The following is a 17,322-nucleotide window of genomic DNA, read 5'->3' on the forward strand; positions in this document are numbered from 1 at the left end:
GACCGATGGAACTGGAGCTTCACGATTCGGCCGAACGGCCGGACCTCGGAATCTTGACCATGGCGGACGAATCGGGCCAGTCGTTTCGCGGCAATCGCGAGAACTTCCTGGATCTTGTGCGGACCGGCCGCCAGTTGGGGGCCAGCGTCTGCGTCATCTCGCACCGGGATCTTCGGCCTTCGTTCCGGCGTATCCTGTGCCACACCTATGACGAAGAGAAGCAGGCATGGGTCAGCCGCATGTTGCCGCTTCCCCGCGTCATCTATAACCGCATTCCGTTCCGCAAGGACGAGATGCGCCCGGATGTGCAGGCGACGCTGTCGTCCTGCCTCCGCCACAGCCAATTGCAATTGTTCAATCCGACGTTCTTCAACAAGTGGACGCTGTACGAATGGCTAGGCAAAGCCCACTCGACCCGCAAGTTTATCCCGGTCACCAAACGGCTGGCCAGCCAGCACGAACTGGAAACGCTGCTTCGCCAGTATCCGATTCTGTACCTGAAGCCCGTGCGCGGCAAAGCCGGCAAAGGCATCATGAAGATCGAGCGCGTCCGCTCCAAGGATCAGCCGAAATTCGAATATTGGCTCAGCATCCAGGAGCAGAAGGGCAGCTTGACCAGCAAATACGCCAATCTGACGCCGGTCTGGCGCAAAATTCTGGAGATCGTGGGCCAAGAGGAATATATCGCGCAGCAAGGCATTTTGTTATCGAGCCACCGCAAACGACCTTTCGATCTGCGCGTTCTCGTGCAGAAGAACGGGAAAGGCATCTGGAGCGTGACCGGAATCGGCGCGCGGATCGCCGGCAAACAAAGCATCACGACGCACGTTCCCCGCGGCGGGTCGATCGACGACCCGGAGAAGCTGCTGTCGCACTCGTTCGGCCCCGACAAAGCGAAAAAGCTGATGGCGCAGGTGAAGAAGGCGGCGCTTCTCATCGCCTCGCAGATCGAGAAAAAATCCGGCAATTCCCTCGGCGAGATGAGCATGGATCTCGGCATCGACATGTCGGGCGGGATCTGGTTCTTCGAAGCGAACTCGAAGCCGATGAAGTTTGACGAGCCGCATATCCGCCAGCGCTCGCTGAGACGGATCGTGCAATACGCGCAGTATTTGATCGCCAAGAAAAAGAGGGAGCACAAGGAGAGCAACGGCAAAGCGTTCGCGACAGGCCACGGCTCGCCGGCCGAATCGCGCAGGACCGGCCAGTCGAACGGAGGTCTGGAGGAGCGGGCGACGCGGTGGCCCGACCTTGTGGACCTGAACCCGCAGCCGGGCGGCGTCGCAAGCGGAGCAGCGGCCGAGAAGGCCGTCCCGGCGGCGGCCGCCCCTGCGGCCAGGAAAAAACTCCGCAAGCGGACGGCTCAAACGGGCAGACGCACCGTCCGCCGATCCAAGCCGACTATCCACGTTCGTCTCGGAGGGATCTCCCATGTCCGAACCCTCTACTAATTCGCCGGAATCCGCCGTCATCCGCCGGATCGATGCGGCGCGCTGGCTGCGATGCCGGCCGAAGCTGCTCGCGTTCTGCATGCATCACGGAGGCGGACGCATCACCAAAAACGCGCTGGAGTGGCTGGCGCAAGCCTCCCCCGCCCAGGTCGACGCACCGGGCGCGGCCGTATACGCCGCCTGGACGGCCGACGGCCGCCTGGCCGGCGTATCCGCCGCATCCGGGTACGGCGACGACGCCTCCGTCGTTGTCGTCCGGCCGGACTGCCGCGGCCAACGGCTCGGGGAACGGCTGCTGCGCGCCATCATCTCCGAGCTGGGCGAGTTCCGCTGCTGCGTCGCCGCCGACAATCTCTCTTCCCTGCGTTCCTGCTTCCGCGCAGGGATGCTCGCCTACGAGGTGTTTGTCGGACCGACGGGCAAAACCACGTTTCGCCTCAAAGCCGCTTCGGACCGGACGCCCGGCTCCCGCGGCCGTTCTTATCTCGCCCAAGAAAAGCAGGTGAAGATGCTGTGACCCAGGAAACGCTTGGCATCATGACGCTGTATATCGGAGCCAAAGGAAACCTCGAGGAGAGAACCTATTTCCGCAAAATGACCGTTGCCGGCCGCAAGCTCGGATTGGACGTGGCGGTGTTCACGCCGCAGGATCTGTCCGCCGACGGCAAACAGGTCTACGCTCACCAATATTCCCCCGATGCGAAAACGTGGACGCGAAGGTGGATTCCGCTGCCGCATCTCATCTACGACCGGTGCCGGTACCAGGAATCGGAGAGATTCCGGCAGTTCCGCGAATTTCGCAAGAAATACGCGCACCTGACGTTTCTGAACAAGCCTCTCGCGAACAAATGGGCGATGCATCAGACGCTGGCGAAAAACGAGGAGATTCGCAAGCATCTGCCGGAAACCCGCATCTACCGGGACAGCAGGGATCTGCTCGGCCTCCTCTCGCAGCAGCGGCTCGTATACATGAAACCCGTGAACGGCACCGGAGGCAGAGGGATTCTTCGGATCGAGAAAATTTCGGGCGATCAATATTTGGTCGAAGGGCGGGATCGGAAGCGGAATATTCTCGCCCCGCGTCGGATCCGCAAGGATCAACTGCACGTCAGGCTGTCGGCTTGGGGGCTGCGCAACCGCTACCTCGTTCAACAGGGGATCCGCATCGAGCTGCCCGACGGGCGGGTGCACGATTTTCGGCTGCTCATTCAGAAAAACGGCAAAGGGGAGTGGGAAGTAACCGGATACGCCGGACGGATCGGCGCCAAGCGGAGCATCACCTCCAACCTTCACGGGGGCGGTCAGGCCGTCGCGGTCGACCGGCTGCTGAAGGAACGGTTCGGCGAGGAAAAAGCGGAATCGATCCAAGCCAATATGCGGTCGCTCGGCGAAAAGGTCGCAAAATACGTCGAGTCGCAATACGGCCAGCTCTGCGAGCTTGGAATCGATCTCGCCGTCGATCCGAAGGGACACATCTGGCTGATCGAGCTGAACCCGAAGCCGGGCCGAGAGGTGTTCTCGCGCTTGGGCGACCGGCAGGCCTACGCCAAAGCCATACGCCAGCCGCTGGAATACGCGCTGTTCCTCGCCCGCAAAAAGAAAAACGGAACAGCCGATTAATCCAGCCGTTCCAATCGTTCAAGCAGCTCCGGAAAACTGCCGACCAGAAAATCAGCTCCGTCCAATTCCTCCTGCCTGCCGAATCCCGCGTACAGACAGCCGGCAACGACCAGACCGTTTCGTTTGCCGGCTTCCACGTCGGACGAGCGGTCGCCGACCATCCATGCGCGGCGAACGTCGTGCCGTTCAAGCAGGAGCCGCACGAGATCGACCTTGGAGGAGGTGCGGTACTCGCCCGCGCTGTACATCGCTTCGAACAACCCGGCGATGCCGAAAACACGGGGCACGTCTTTGACGTAAGCCTCCAGACCGTTGCTGGCGATGAACAGGCGCACGCCTCTCGCGCGCAATTCGCGCAGCGTCTCCGCGACTCCGGGGTACAGCTCGCCCCGGCCCGCCTCAAGCTCCTCCTTCTCGTACAACAGCAGAAGCTCGTCCGCCCGCCGGCGAGCGGCCTCGCCGGCTTCCGGCATCACTCTGTACCAGATCTGCTCCAGCAGCATGCCCAGGGACGAGAGAATCCGTTCCTCGGGAGGAACGTCCCCCGCATACAAGCCCTCCGCGCGAAGCGTATCGAAAACGCGCCGGTAGGCCCTAAGCAGTATGGATTCAGTCCGGAACAACGTGCCGTCGAGATCGAAGATCATCGCCTCCGGCTTTACGATCTCCTGCCGATCCGTATGTTTCATGCGACTCCGCTCCTGTTCTATGACGTGATATGGCGATGACGCTAGCCCGCATCGACGCATCGACGATTTCCAGCGGTAAAGGATCAGGCTATGCGGAATCGCCGGTCAGTTGGCGCAACTCCCGGTTCGTCCGATCTACATAAGCGGCCGAATGATCGTAGTCCATTCGGACCAATACCTGATAGACGACGTCGATCATGTTGAGCATGGCGATTCGGGCCCCCATCGTCCCCATGTCGGCATCCGTCTCCGCAACCGAGAGGGCCAGGACGATCTCCGCCTCTCGGGACAAGCTGCTGCCGCCGAACCTCGTTATCCCGACGGTCCGGACTCCCATCTCCCTCGCGTTGCGTATGCAGCGGACGACTTCGCGGGTTTCCCCGCTCCAGGAGATTCCGAGCGCAACGTCCCCGGGTCTAACCGTGACGGACGATGCAAGCTGCATATGAATGTCGGGGAAGACGATGCATGCCTTGTTGATTTGAATGAACTGCTGCTGAAGAGCGAGTCCAATCAAATGTGAAGAGCCTATCCCGTAGATGAAGATCCGGTCCGCTTCGTACAAAGCCGTCACCGCAGCCGCAAGCGCCTTGGGGCAAACCGTATGGACGCTGTCCCGGACCGCCAGCATATTGTTGCCGGTCACCCGGTCGATCGCCTCCTCCAGCGAAGCGTGGCGGTCAAGCGGACGGTAATCGTCCTCGCGCGTCTGTTGGAGATCGCCGGCGATCATGACTTTCAGCTCCGGAAATCCTTTGTAGCCGAGAGATTTGCACATCCGGATGACCGCAGCCTGACTGGCACCGCACTGCTCGGAAAGCTCGGATACCGACTGCATGACGACGAGAGATGGATTCGCCAATATGTATTCGGCGACTTTGCGCTCGGATGCCTTCAACCGGCTGAGCGCCGATCTTATTCTGGCCAGTGCTCCATTCACAACTCTCTCCCCTCCCCTCCAACCACATCGGGGTTTCATCATCATCTTACTGCATTTTTGAGCAAAGTTGAATATAAACTTGTTACGTTGACGCAACGAAATTGCAGAAAAACGAGTCCTTATTGTCAGGAGGTCGATAATCGTGCTGCACGAATTGGCCGCTTCGAGACGACGAGTCCGTATTTATTACGGAAGGGAGACCGGTTACGTCGATACGGCGATTACGCAAGTGTTCGACAAATTCGGCATGGTTCGGATCGAGCTGCACAACATGCTGCTGCCTGTCAACAGCATCGCCAAGATCGTGCTCGATCCCGGCGAAGACTCAGCTTCCGCCGATTCCGCCAACCGCGTTCGCCGGATGGATAACCGTCTTCACCGTCCCTGATAGACGGAGGAAGCGTTATCGTTGCGAATGGACCAGCGGCTTCGTTTCCCCGTTCGGAGCGACGAAGCCGCAGGCGCCGTCAAGGCGAAAAAACACTTATTCGAGTGTGATCTTGAATTGCAGAAGGCCGGACCTGCGCATCGCCTGATAGATGATGACGAGCGTCGGGCCGAGGAAAAAGCCGATGAGACCGACCAGCTTAAACCCGATATACAGGCTGACGAGCGCGGCGAGCGGGCTGATGCCGACCGAATCTCCGATGACTTTGGGCTCGACGATCCGCCTGAACACCGTAATGGCGACGAACAGCACGACAAGCCCGATGCCCAGCTTCAGATTTCCGTTCACCACCGTCGTATAGATCGCCCACGGAACGAGCACCGAACCCGTCCCCAAGATCGGCAGCAGGTCTACGATAATGATGAGCAGGGCGATCGCGAGCGGATAATCCACCCGCAGCACAAGCAGACCCAGAAGCGAGACCAGATACGTCAGACCGCTCAGCACGATCGTCGCCTTCAGCAGGCCGAACACCGATTGGCGCAGATCGGTCATGACCTTCTCCACCTTGGACCGGGACGATTCCTCGAACAGGCCCAGGAACCCGGTGTACAGGGAAGGCAGGCTGTAGCTGAACAGATACAGCGCTACGACAAACACGATAAAATACACCAGCAGATTGGGAATTGCGGTCGCCAGATTCAAGAAAAATTTCGAGGCGTTGCCGAGCATCATGCCGATCGAATCCGTCAGCGAGCCGACGGCGTTCTTCAGTCCCGTCTCCATCTGCTCCGCGACCTCGGGATTCAGGGTGTTCACATATTGCAGGGCGCGATCGATCTGATCCTGCAGCACGCCGCCCGCTTCTTCGAAGTACTCGGGAGCCTGCTTGCCGTAGTCGATCAGCTGCATGACGATGCTGAACCCGATCCAGTAAGCCAAGCCGAGCAGCGCAAGGATAAACACCGTGCATACGGTCGTCGCCGCCGCCAGCCGGTTCATTTTGCCGGCGCGCATCAGCAGGGAGATCGGCGTCTCCAGAAACATCGCCAAAATAATCGCGATCAGAAAAGGCGATCCCACCGTAAACAAGCCGTAAATCAGCAGGACGCCGACAACCATGACGAGCAGCGTCTTCAATGGCATGAGCTTGCTCCGCCTCCTACCCAGCGAATCACTTGATTATATTCCGGCATCCGTCAGACCTTTGCCCGCCGGGCGCGGAAGTCCACGTTGGAATAATACGCGTCGGCAACCAGCAGATTCGGTCCGCAGCAATTGGCGGCCGGGCAATGGCAGGATACCCGTTTCGACAGCGGGTGCTCGAGCCAGCGCTCGAAAATATCGTCGAGCCGGTCGGACTTGATGTTGCCCAGAGGCTGGAGCGCGGCGAAATCGGTGACATGCACGTCACCCGTAAACAAGCTGACGTTCAGCCGGTTCCGTCCGTCCGGATCGCCCCGCATCGTCACGTTCGGCTCCTGACGCAGCCGCTGGATCAGCTTCAGGTCCTCCTGGCGGTCGCTGCAGGCGAAAAACGGGAGCGTGCCGAACAGCATCCAGACATCCGGATCGCGGTTGTCGAGCAGCCGCTCGATCGAGGCGCGAATCTCGTCCAGCGACAGAAGCGGGAGCTTGGAGGCGAACGAGCTCGGGTACATCGGATGAACCTCGTGGCGGCGGCAGCCCATCTCCACGATCAACCGATGGATGCGGTCGATCCGGAAGTGGGTGCGATAGTTCAGCATCGATTCGGCCGATACGAACAAGCCGCCGGCGGACAGCTTGCGCGCGTTGTCGATCATCCGGTCGTACATGCCGACGGCGACCGAATAGGGAGTGCGGCCCGGCTTGGCCGCGAACCCGACTTCGTAGAAATCCTCGGGCCCTTCGTAGTTGAACGAGATATGCATCACGTCCAGATAAGGCGCCAATTCCTCGTACCGCTCGAGATCGAGCGTCAGGTTGGAATTGATCTGCGTCTTCACGCCTCTATCCTTGGCGTACCGCAGCAAGGGCAGCATATAGTTCCGGATCGTCTCCATGGAGAACGACGGCTCTCCGCCCGTCAGGCTGATCGTCCGCAAATGCTCCACTTCGTCGAGCCGCTTCAGCATCAGATCCACCGGAAGCCGCGGCGCTTCCTTCATCGTCAGCGCGTCGCCGACGGCGCAATGCTCGCATCGCATATTGCATAAATTCGTGACCGTCATCTCGACGCTCGTGAGCAGGTAACGCCCATGCTCCTTCAGCGTCGGCAACGGATCCCACGGATCGTCCAGATGCCGGGGATAAGTCGTCGAAGTTCCGTTCATGGTTCCATCTATCCTTCTCTATCAAGCAAGCTTCCTATCCATTGTAGCCCAAGCGGAAGCAAAAAGAAACCTCGCGCGTCCGGACCGGCCGGTTAACCGCGGGCCCGAAGCCATGCCGGGGCCCACCAGTTGAGCCGGCCCAGCAGTTTCATCAGCGCGGGCACCATCAGCACGCGGATCAGGGTGGCGTCGATCAGAACCGCGCCGGCCAATCCCAAGCCCAGCGCTTTCATCACCTCGATATCGGTCCAGATAAACGACCCGACGACCGCGATCAGGATAAACGCCGCGCTTGTGATCAGGCTGCCGGTCCGGGCCAGCCCCCTCGCCGTGCTTCCGTCGTTGTCGCCGGTTTCTTCGTACTCTTCCGCAATCCGGGACAGCAGAAACACCTCGTAATCCATGGAAATGCCGAATACGACGCAAAAGACGACCACAGGCAAAATGGCGTTCACGTACCCGATGGAGGTGACCTGAAGCAGATCCGCGCCGAAGCCCTCCTGGAACACGATCACAACCAGGCCCAAGCTGGCTCCGAGACTGAGCGCGTTCATCACGACGGCCTTCAGCGGCAGCAGCACCGACCTGAACGCCAGCAGCAGCACGGCGTAGGTCACCGCCATGACCAGGCCGACCACGATCCACAGCTTGCTCTCGATTCGTTCCAATATATCGGCGCGGTAAGCCGGCCCGCCCGTAACGAACGCGTCAGACTCCATCTCCCCGACCAGAAGGCGAACGTCCCGGACGAGCGCCTCCGCGTCCTCACTGTCCGGTTCCGGCTCTGGCACGATGGTGATCAACGCCGTCTCGCCTTTCGCCAGCCCGGACCGTTCGACCGCGTCGAGCAGTGCCGGATTCACAGGCCGTTCGCCATGTCCGGGCTCCGGCAGCCCGTCAGACGCCAGCAGCTTGGCGTACGAGCGGACGTCTCTTACGCCGGGCAAGGCCGAGAGACGTTCCGTCAAACGGTTGACTCGGCTCACGGCGGACGGATCCGCGTAAGACACCCCAAGCGGCAGCGCCACCTGGATCGGATTCAACTCGCTCCTGTCATAAGCCTGACGAAGCAGATCCGAGCCCAGCCGCGACTCGTACGCGGGAGGCAGCACCTCCGCGTCGGGAACGTTCAGCCGCATGCCGCCGAGCGGCAGGGCCAGCGCGATGAGGCCGGACGCCAGCACGAGCACGATCGGAACCGGCCGCCGCATGACAAACGAAGCGACGCCCGGCCAGAAGCGGCTCTCCGACTGGCGCTCCCGCCACGCCTTCGGGAGAACGGGCCACGAGTCGATCCGCCTGCCCAGCAGGCCGAGCAAGGCCGGCAGCAGCGTATTGGCGGCCAGCACGGAGACCGTCACGACGAGCACGCCGCCCAAGGCCAGCGACCGAAAAATATTCAAATCGACCAGAAACATCGCCACCAGGCCGATCAGCACCGCGACGCCGGAGAACAAAATCGAACGGCCCGCCGTCCGGCTCGTCTCGACCACGGCTCTCTCCGCATCGCCTCCGCGTCTCAGCTCCTCCCTGAACCGGCTGACCATAAACAACGCGTAATCGATGCCGACCGCAAGGCCGATCATCGTGACCATGTTCGGCAAGAAATTCGAGAGGGAGACGTTCCTGGCAATAAACCAGACGATGCCCAGCGTCACGGATACGCTGGCCAGCCCGACCGCCATGGGCAGAGCGGCGGCCGGCACGGTGCCGAAGACGAGCAGCAGGACGATCAGGGCGATCGGCAGCCCGATGATCTCCGCCTTGACGATGTCCGAACGGCTGGCCCTCTGCATGTCGAGGATGACCGGAGTCGTGCCCGTGACATACACCTCAAGTCCCTCGGGCGCCCGGATCTTCTCTTTCAGTTCGGGATAAACTTCCATCGCCCGGTCCTCGGGCACGTTCAGGTAAACGAGCACGGACCATATATGGTTCGCGGTATCCGTGCGGGACGCCGGATTCGGACGGATCGCGGCGACCTCCGGCGACTCCGCGAGCGGGGACAGCGAATCCAGTATCGCCCGGGTCTCGGCCTCGGAGCCGAGTTCGCGTCCCGGCGGCGCGACGTAAACCAAGTTGAGATACGAAGCGGATACGCCAAGCTCTTCGCGAAGCAGCGCCAACCCCCGCTCGGAGTCGCTGCCTTTCGGCGTAAATCCGTCGTCCTTCAACAAATCGGTTGTTCCCAGCGCTGCGAAGCCGAAGCCGAGCACCGCGATCAGCCACAACAACGCAACCGTCCGGCGCCATCGGTAAATCGTTCGCCCCCACCACGCCAACCCGTTTCCTTTGGATTGAGACTCCTTCATCCTTGCCCGTCCTTTCGCTGCGGAAAGTTGCAGTCCGGAAGCCCGATTCGACTGCGGCTCCCTGGCAAAAGCGCCCGAGCGCCGTCAGCCGGCTCAACCGGCTGAACGAAGCACGGGCGCCGTGGCGCGACGCTTCAATCTTTTAGGATGACGCTTGAATGGAGCGGGTATCCATCCCGTTCGAAGACTCCGTGTCCCTTACCTGCACCTCGTTGACGCTGGTCACCAGCACATTGAGCTTCTTCGACAAGTCCACCTCGTACGGAACGTCAAGCTCCACGCCGTCCGGGTCCTGCAGAATGCGTACGATCGGCCGATGAGCGAAAGCCGAATTCAGATCGACGACAACACCGACCTCGCCGGTGTTCAGCCTCACCGTCGCGCCGATCGGATAGATGGCGACGCGGTCCCGGAACTGCATGACCTTGTTCGTATCGTACAGGGTGCCCGCTCCGGTATACAGAACCTCCAACGCCTGATGCGGCAGCAGAGCCAGACGGTACGAGCGGTACGAGGTCATCGCGTCGTAAGAGTCGACGATGCCGATCCACTGGGCGTATTCGTGAATCTCGTCGCCGACCAGTCCGCGCGGGTACCCCGATCCGTCCAGCCGTTCGTGATGCTGCAGGGCGCAGTGGGCGGACAGCAGCGGAATATTCGGCTCGTCCTTCAGCATCAGATATCCGTCCTCGGCATGCTTCTTCACAAGCTCGTATTCGGACTCGCTCAGCTTGCCGGGTTTTTGCAGCAGCTCGGGGGAGATGTGCACCTTGCCGATATCGTGCAGAAGGGCGCCCAGTCCGATCGTTAACAATTCCTCCTTCGAATATCCGTGTACAATACCGAGCATTGTCGTATAGATGCAGACGTTTAACGAGTGATGATACAGGTAATGATCCGCCATGCAGATGTCGTTCAGCATCAGCATCGCGTTCGGATGGCGCGACAAATCGTCGATGATGTCCCCCAATATCGTGCGGAACGTCTTGTCCATCCGGGTCCCCCGCACATTTCGCTTCCGGGCCGATTCATCCATCATGCGGCGGAAATGCCGGCGAATCTCCCCCACGGCCCGGGCTCTCGTCTCCGGGTCGACCAAATCGTTGACGACGACATCTTCCGTTCGCGGATCGTATATGTACACGAACGCAATGCCGTGTTCGGCCAGCCGATCGATCATGCTTTGGGTCAATTCGACATATTCCGTCAGGAGCACAATCCCTTCCTGGCTGTATATTCTTTTTCCCAGACGCATGCCCGGCTTCAACTGGCGTACCGGAATCAATCGCATATGCGCAGCCTCGTTTCGACATCGGAGTCTAAGTTGTCTTAATAAGACCAATGTATAGGAAAATGGCAAAAAGGGCAATAACGGCAAGCGATTTTCCAGTATCGTCGACGGGAAAGCAAATAGTTTCGGGGCCGTTCCGTTCAGGAGAGGGCCCCGAAAAATGTCGGCTATTGTCGCGGATTGTTCGGCCGCCCCGCGGGATTCGATGCCGTTCGGCCTTCCGCTCAAGGCTTCGCGGCCGAGGGCCGGGCGCACGCGATCCACCGCGGAACCGCGCATTGCTGCAAGGCCGCGCCGTTTTGCAATTCCGTCTTCAGCACGTCGCGGATAAACTCCGGCAGGTAATACCGCCGGTTCGTTCCCCTGGCCAAGCTCTTGTAGCCGACGGAGAACGTAAACATGTCGATCGTGCCGACTTCGTAAGTGGCGTCCGGCCGCAGCTCGGCTCCGCCGATCTTTACGCTTAGAAGCTTGCTTCCCGGTTCGGCATCGGGATCGTAACGAATCTCCATATTGGAGACGCAGAGGGCGCCCAGCCGCTCCCCCCTGAATCCGTAACCGCGGATCGGAAGCTTCACGAACTCCGGGAGAAGGCTTTCCTCCAGCGCCTCCAGCAAGTCTCGTCCCCGGATGGACATCCGGCATGGATTGATCGGAGACGGGCACAGCTTCAGCAGCATGCTGTCGCTGACGTCTCCCGCCTCCAGTCCGCGCAGCAGTTGGCCTCCGTTCACAAGGCCGATCTCGGCTCCCGTCCAGCGCCGCAGACCATCGGCGAGCAGATTGCCGAGGGGCGATTCCATCGTATCGCTGGCCGGCAAGTTCCGGTCGAGCCGCAGGAAAGGGCGGCCCAGCGCCGCTTCGGCCGCCGCCAAATGCCGCGCCAGCACCTCCTCCGCCCAGCTCTCGCTCCCGAACGCCGACGAGGCGACCACTCCCCCGAGAACCCGTTCGATTTTTCTCCGCCCCCCGCTTCGGTCGGGGGACAACTGAAGCTCCATCCAGCCCGCGTGCTGGGCGAACTTTCCGGCCGCTCCCATCCAGACCCCTCCGCGAAGCACCGGTTCCTCGAACAGGTGATGCGTGTGCGCGCCCACGATCACGTCGATGCCTTCGACCGTGTCGGCCATTCGCTCGTCCAGCGCGATACCCAGATGGGACAGGACGATCACGAGGTCCGCTTGGCCTTGGAGGGCCGCGGCCTCCCGGGAGATCGCCGCGAGCGGTTCCTCCGCCCGCCAGCCGAGCAGCTCGTAGAAATCGTTGAACGCCGCGGTCGCTCCGATCAGACCGATCCTCAGGCCTCCCTTGGGAATGACGACCGATCGTCTCAACCAAGCCGGCGTCTCCCCTTCCCGCGCATGGAGGTTGCAGGCCAGCACGGGAAACGACGCCTGCCGCCCGTACAACTCCGCCAACTCGTCCGGGGTCATCGTCAGTCCTTCGTTATTGCCGGGCACCGCCGCCTCGACGCCCATCCGGTTCATCAGCTCGATATTGACCCTTCCCCGGCTGCCCTCCGTCTCCAGCCGCATGCGGTCCATATGGTCGCCGATATCGACATACAACGTCCGTTCCGGAGGCCGTCTCCGCCTCAGGCTGTCCACCGCACCCGCCAGCCGGGGCAGCGCGTCGAAATGGCTGTGAATGTCGTTCGTATGGATTAACAAAAGGCGATCTTCGTTTGTCGTCATGCCCGTGCCCCCCAAGCCGCCGCCGCCGCAGACAAGCTGTCTGCGGCCTGAAAGTATGGTATCCTATTCACTATACCACACCGCCCGCGCAATTAGCACCGGCCTGGTCATGGAGGGCGGTGCCGAATTTTTCGACAGAGCGGGAACGATTGGGAGGGAAGGAACGTGGCAAAATGGACCGTTCTCCTGTTCGCAGGGGCCGCCGACGCGATCGGGTCTGACCGCATATCGCTGGAGACCGCGGACGAGGCGCCGACGGCGGGAGACATCAAGCGGGAGCTGGTCGGCCGTTATCCGGAAGCGGCCCGCGTCGTCTCGGCCAGCTTCGTCGCCTGCGACTACGAATATATTCAGGATCACGAACCGGTGAAGCCCGGCTCGGAACTGGCGCTGATCCCGCCCGTGTCCGGGGGGCAGCCGCATAAGGAAGACCAACCGGCGCAGGAGCCGCTCTTCCGGCTTACGCGCGAGGCGATCGACCTCCACGCCGTCTCCAGTCTCGTCTCGCACCCGGATCACGGCGCGAACCTCGTATTCGCCGGTTCCACCCGCGAATGGACGGACGGCCGGCGTACGGTCCGTCTGGAGTACGACGCGTACGAACTAATGGCACTGCGGGAGATGGAGAAGATCGGCAACGATATCGGCCGGAGATGGCCCGGCACCCGGACCGCTATCGTCCATCGCCTGGGTCCGGTCGGTCCCGGCGAGATCAGCGTCGTTATCGCCGTGTCAAGCCCCCGCCGGGCGGCCGCTTACGAAGCCAGCCGATACGCGATCGATCAGCTTAAGCTGACGGTGCCGATCTGGAAAAAGGAAATATGGGAGGACGGCTCCGAGTGGAAGGGCGACCAGACCGGCCCTTGGAATCCGCTTGCCCGCGAGAAGGAGGACGATTCGCTATGACAACCGATCATACCGCCGGCGCCGGGCTGTCGGAGGAGCAGCGCATGCGTTATTCCCGGCAAATGCTGTTCGCCCCGATCGGCGAAGCCGGACAAGCCCTGCTGCTTGAAAGCCGGGTTGCCGTCGTCGGCATGGGCGCATTGGGCGCGGTGCTGGCCAACCATCTCGTCCGCAGCGGCGTCGGGTACATCCGTCTGATCGACCGCGACTTCGTCGAACCCAGCAACCTGCAGCGGCAGATGCTCTACGACGAGAACGACGCGGCTCAGTCGCTGCCGAAAGCCGAGGCGGCTGCGGCCAAGCTGAGAGCCGTGAACAGCGGCGTCCGGATCGAACCGCATGTTGCGGATCTCAATCCCGCTAACGCGGAGGCGCTGCTGACGGATGTCGATCTCATCCTGGACGGAACCGACAATTTTGCCGTCCGGTTTCTTATTAACGACGTAGCCGTGAAGCACGGCATCCCCTGGATTTACGGAGGAGCGGTCAGCTCGCGGGGAGTCGCGTTGCCGATCATCCCGGGCGAAACACCTTGTCTGCGCTGCTTGTTCGGCGGACCGCCGGAGGCGGGTACGGTCGAGACATGCGACACCGCGGGCGTGATCGGCCCGATCATCCACATCGTCGCCTCGCTGCAGGCCGCCGAGGCGCTTAAGCTGCTGACGGGGGCAAACGACTGGCTTCAGCGCAAGCTGGTGACGACCGACCTGTGGCACAATCATTACGCCGCCGTCGATGTGTCCCGTTCGCGTCAAGCGGATTGTCCGTGCTGCGGCGGCGGCCGATACGAATATCTGGATTCGTCGGCGGCAGGCGAATGGATTCACAGCTTGTGCGGACGCGACTCGGTTCAGATCGCGCCGGTCTCCGCCAAGCGGGTGCCGCTTGACGAATGGGCGGCCAGATTGGCTCCCCTCGGACCGGTCGAACGCAATCCGTTTCTCCTCAAATTCAAGCCGGATTCCGAGCGGACGCTGGTGTTGTTCCCGGACGGACGCGTTCTTGTGCAAGGCACCGACGATCCTGTTGTCGCCAAAAGTTTATACGCCCGTTATATTGGCATGTAATTCCCTTTTCCCCAAGCTTCAGCGGCGGCGCCATCCCGGGACGGCGCCGCCGCTTGTCCTTGCGCCAAGCGGCGAACGGGCTTCCTTTCTTAATAGGTATTGTCAAAATTCTGCATTCCTGCTACCATTATTTACAAATCGTTATTTTCTAGCAGGTATGCGGACGTCTAGGAGATGAAACCGGATGAAGGTTCATGTTACAGAATTGAACGTTGGCGATCGCCTTATTGCAAATGCTTACAATTCGTTCGGCCTCCATATACTTTCAGCGGATACGGTGCTGCGCGCCTCGGATATATCGAAGTTGCTTCTCCACCGGGTCGACTATGTCGATATTGCCGGTACCCGGCCGAAGGCGGAATCGGCCGACACATCCGCTCCTCTTACCGAATTTTACTCGAACGCCGTCCGGCAAGTCTCGAAGCTGTTCGAAGACGTACGCGTCACGGGCACGATCGACGAATCCGAAGTGGACAACAGCATCGCGCCGCTGCTCGACTTGTTCCAGACGGAGCGCGATCTCGTATCGGTCCTGCTCTCGTCCGTATCGCGGGACGAATATACCTATCAGCACTGCGTTCAGGTCGGCAGCATCTCCTACTTTATCGCGCAATGGATGGGGTTGCCCGAAGAGGACTGCAGCCGCATCGGCAAAGCCGGCTATTTGCACGACATCGGAAAATGCCGCATCCCCTCCTCCGTGTTGAACAAGCCCGGACGGCTCAGCGACGAGGAGTACGCGCAAGTACGGAAGCATCCGGAATACGGCTATCAGATTATCCAAGCCTCCATGGATAACGATTTGTGCGCCAAAGTCGCGCTGGAGCACCACGAACGGATGGACGGCAGCGGATATCCGTACGGCATCAAGGGAACCGAGATTCAGCTTGCTTCCCGGATCGTCGCCGTCGCGGACGTCTACAGCGCCATGATCTGCGATCGGGCCTATCAGAAGCGGCGTCATCTGCTCGATGTGCTGCGCGAGCTGTACCGTCTCAGCTTCTCGGAGCTGGACCCGGCCGTCGTACAAGTATTCCTGCGCTTCATGATGCCGAACTTCGTCGGCAAAAAAGCGCACCTGTCCAACGGCGAGGAAGGCATCGTCGTGCTGATCCACGAGAGCGACTGGTTCCGGCCGCTGGTTCAGGTGAACGGTACTTATATCGATCTGAAAGTCCGGAGAGACCTCGAAATCCAGGACGTATCGGCTTGAACTTGATGATCCGCGCATCCGGTTGCGGACTCCGGGGCTTAGACGAAGCGGGAGCAGCCGCCAAATATCGGAGACATTCCACATGCAAAATAAATCCCCCGTTGGTCTAGTCGGCCTGACGGGGGATTTTTGTTGGGAATCCCAACCTTTCGCTTAACCCGCAGTACGCAGCAAACCGGCAGACCGCTCAACCTTTACGGTTGACTCCAACACCATTCCCCGTCCCAGCCCAGCCATTACCAACCACTTCACGACTTCGGCGGATTCCGTCTCTATTACGGCTGACTCCGGATGAGCCTGCGGATCGATCGGACAGTCCTTGCCTGCATATAAACGATTTCCGCGTATGGGGCCGACCGGTTCGATGCCCACGACGGGCGACGCCCCCAGCAAAATGTGGCCTTTGCGCCCCTCCCGGTATTCCCCCATCGCCCGCAGCAATTGGTCTTCCATGGACATCATTCGTTTGGCATGCTCCAAAAACGTTTTGCCTGCGTCCGTCAGCAGGATACCTCTCCCGCTCGGGCTGAAAAGCGTCACGCCCATTTCTTGTTCCAACCGTTTCAACTGCATCGAGACGGCGGGTTGGCTGATCATGAGTCGGTTGGCCGCTTCCGTGATGCTTCCCGTTTCGGCAACTGCCGTGAACAAAGCCAAGTATCGTGTATTTAAATCCGTCACCCGACAGTTATAATCATTTGGTTATGAATTTCTAACGATTTATTTATTAGAAGGCTGCATAGATGAGGTCAAAGACGCTGACGCGGTTTTGATTACAAGCGGAGGATCGGTCCCTCAATTAATCGGAGACCCGGATTATTTGTCCCGGCTGCGGTTGTCGCCGAATCGGCAGATCATCGGCGCAATGTGCTCGGGCGCGTTAATTTTGGCCGCTCTCGGACTGTTGACGGGCAAGGAGGCCACCACTTATCCTACGCGAAGACAGCTCTTGTCCGAATATGATGTAACCGTTGTCGACAAGGACTTTGTTCCTCATGAGCGAATTGCGACAGCCGCGGGATGTTTGGCGGCACAAAACTTGTGCGAATGGATGATCGCTTCTCTTCTTGGCCGGGATATGGCCCCCAAAGTGCTGAGGACCATTCAACCGGTCGGCAAAGGTTTGTAAAAATAAAAGCCGGCTGCTGCCAACAACCGGCTTGGAATGCTTGGTTAATCTTATTTTTCGAAATGCTTCAAACTGGATTTTTATTGCAGTGGTCAAATCCATTTCCAGATCATTCGGAAAATCGCCATCAAGCAGCGAAAATAGCGGATAACTGCCGTTTTTTCATTGTTCAACCCCTATCGACTTTTTGACATTCTCCCTCGACATTGTACCCCGACAGGTAAAGGAACCAGGAGGATGAGATCTATTCCCTGTCCAACGTACCTCCGAATCATTCAACAAAGCAACCAATGGGCGGAAAAAAACG

Annotated in this window: 16 protein-coding genes; 8 read left to right on the top strand and 8 right to left on the bottom strand. The window is 60.2% G+C overall.

The annotated features are described in order from the left end of the window. Positions 1 to 5: 5 nt before the first annotated feature. The 3 genes from FE781_RS09450 to FE781_RS09460 are packed head-to-tail and all read left to right on the top strand — an operon-like array spanning position 6 to position 3,071. Positions 6 to 1,451 carry a YheC/YheD family endospore coat-associated protein gene (locus FE781_RS09450; protein WP_138789369.1) on the top strand — a complete coding sequence of 482 codons (1,446 nt, stop codon included), beginning with the start codon at positions 6 to 8 and terminating at the stop codon, positions 1,449 to 1,451. Beyond that, a complete protein-coding gene (locus tag FE781_RS09455; RefSeq protein ID WP_138789370.1) occupies positions 1,432 to 1,968 on the top strand; it encodes a GNAT family N-acetyltransferase in 537 nt (178 codons plus the stop codon). Before FE781_RS09450 ends, FE781_RS09455 begins: the two co-directional genes overlap by 20 nt. Next, positions 1,965 to 3,071 (top strand): YheC/YheD family endospore coat-associated protein, encoded by a 1,107-nt coding sequence (locus FE781_RS09460; protein WP_138789371.1) that lies wholly within the window; start codon positions 1,965 to 1,967, stop codon positions 3,069 to 3,071. Before FE781_RS09455 ends, FE781_RS09460 begins: the two co-directional genes overlap by 4 nt. Here FE781_RS09460 and FE781_RS09465 read toward each other — a convergent pair. Both FE781_RS09465 and FE781_RS09470 read right to left on the bottom strand, forming a co-directional pair. Beyond that, positions 3,068 to 3,760, bottom strand: coding sequence for an HAD family hydrolase (locus FE781_RS09465; RefSeq protein ID WP_138789372.1), 693 nt, complete (start codon positions 3,758 to 3,760; stop codon positions 3,068 to 3,070). The two genes, FE781_RS09460 and FE781_RS09465, sit on opposite strands and share 4 nt — an antisense overlap. Positions 3,761 to 3,848: 88 nt before the next feature. After that, entirely contained in the window at positions 3,849 to 4,700 is an 852-nt protein-coding gene (locus FE781_RS09470) for a MurR/RpiR family transcriptional regulator (RefSeq protein ID WP_170209495.1), read from the bottom strand. Positions 4,701 to 4,842: 142 nt separating this feature from the next. Between FE781_RS09470 and FE781_RS09475 the strand changes: the two genes are divergently transcribed. Beyond that, positions 4,843 to 5,088: a hypothetical protein gene (locus FE781_RS09475; protein WP_138789374.1), complete on the top strand. Its 246-nt coding sequence runs from the start codon at positions 4,843 to 4,845 to the stop codon at positions 5,086 to 5,088. Positions 5,089 to 5,184: 96 nt separating this feature from the next. Here FE781_RS09475 and ytvI read toward each other — a convergent pair whose 3' ends face one another. From ytvI to FE781_RS09500, 5 genes are all read right to left on the bottom strand, one after another. Next, positions 5,185 to 6,234, bottom strand: coding sequence for a sporulation integral membrane protein YtvI (gene ytvI, locus FE781_RS09480; protein WP_138789375.1), 1,050 nt, complete (start codon positions 6,232 to 6,234; stop codon positions 5,185 to 5,187). A 53-nt stretch (positions 6,235 to 6,287) separates the two neighbouring features. Further along, a complete protein-coding gene (yfkAB, locus tag FE781_RS09485) occupies positions 6,288 to 7,403 on the bottom strand; it encodes a radical SAM/CxCxxxxC motif protein YfkAB (RefSeq protein ID WP_138789376.1) in 1,116 nt (371 codons plus the stop codon). A gap of 92 nt (positions 7,404 to 7,495) precedes the next feature. Then, positions 7,496 to 9,715 (bottom strand): MMPL family transporter, encoded by a 2,220-nt coding sequence (locus FE781_RS09490; RefSeq protein WP_138789377.1) that lies wholly within the window; start codon positions 9,713 to 9,715, stop codon positions 7,496 to 7,498. Positions 9,716 to 9,857: 142 nt separating this feature from the next. Then, a complete protein-coding gene (locus tag FE781_RS09495; protein ID WP_138789378.1) occupies positions 9,858 to 11,006 on the bottom strand; it encodes an HD-GYP domain-containing protein in 1,149 nt (382 codons plus the stop codon). Positions 11,007 to 11,230: 224 nt separating this feature from the next. Then, positions 11,231 to 12,700, bottom strand: coding sequence for a bifunctional metallophosphatase/5'-nucleotidase (locus FE781_RS09500; RefSeq protein WP_138789379.1), 1,470 nt, complete (start codon positions 12,698 to 12,700; stop codon positions 11,231 to 11,233). Positions 12,701 to 12,865: 165 nt separating this feature from the next. Between FE781_RS09500 and FE781_RS09505 the strand changes: the two genes are divergently transcribed. From FE781_RS09505 to FE781_RS09515, 3 genes are all read left to right on the top strand, one after another. Continuing rightward, positions 12,866 to 13,606 carry a molybdenum cofactor biosynthesis protein gene (locus FE781_RS09505; protein ID WP_138789380.1) on the top strand — a complete coding sequence of 247 codons (741 nt, stop codon included), beginning with the start codon at positions 12,866 to 12,868 and terminating at the stop codon, positions 13,604 to 13,606. Then, positions 13,603 to 14,673 (top strand): ThiF family adenylyltransferase, encoded by a 1,071-nt coding sequence (locus FE781_RS09510; protein WP_138789381.1) that lies wholly within the window; start codon positions 13,603 to 13,605, stop codon positions 14,671 to 14,673. The genes FE781_RS09505 and FE781_RS09510 overlap by 4 nt, the downstream gene beginning before the upstream one ends. A gap of 304 nt (positions 14,674 to 14,977) precedes the next feature. Continuing rightward, positions 14,978 to 15,886, top strand: a complete 909-nt coding sequence (locus tag FE781_RS09515; RefSeq protein ID WP_246068125.1) for an HD-GYP domain-containing protein — start codon at positions 14,978 to 14,980, stop codon at positions 15,884 to 15,886. 153 nt (positions 15,887 to 16,039) lie between these two features. On the opposite strand, the gene FE781_RS09520 is transcribed toward FE781_RS09515, so the two are convergent. Further along, positions 16,040 to 16,537 (bottom strand): LysR family transcriptional regulator, encoded by a 498-nt coding sequence (locus FE781_RS09520; protein ID WP_170209497.1) that lies wholly within the window; start codon positions 16,535 to 16,537, stop codon positions 16,040 to 16,042. 88 nt (positions 16,538 to 16,625) lie between these two features. On the opposite strand from FE781_RS09520, the gene FE781_RS09525 reads away from it, so the two are divergent. Next, on the top strand, positions 16,626 to 17,015 hold the full coding sequence (locus tag FE781_RS09525) for a DJ-1/PfpI family protein (RefSeq protein WP_281281889.1): 390 nt from the start codon (positions 16,626 to 16,628) through the stop codon (positions 17,013 to 17,015). Positions 17,016 to 17,322: the final 307 nt, after the last annotated feature.

The sequence above is a fragment of the Paenibacillus thermoaerophilus genome (genome assembly GCF_005938195.1).
In the GTDB taxonomy this organism is placed as follows: Bacteria; Bacillota; Bacilli; order Paenibacillales; family Reconciliibacillaceae; genus Paenibacillus_W; species Paenibacillus_W thermoaerophilus.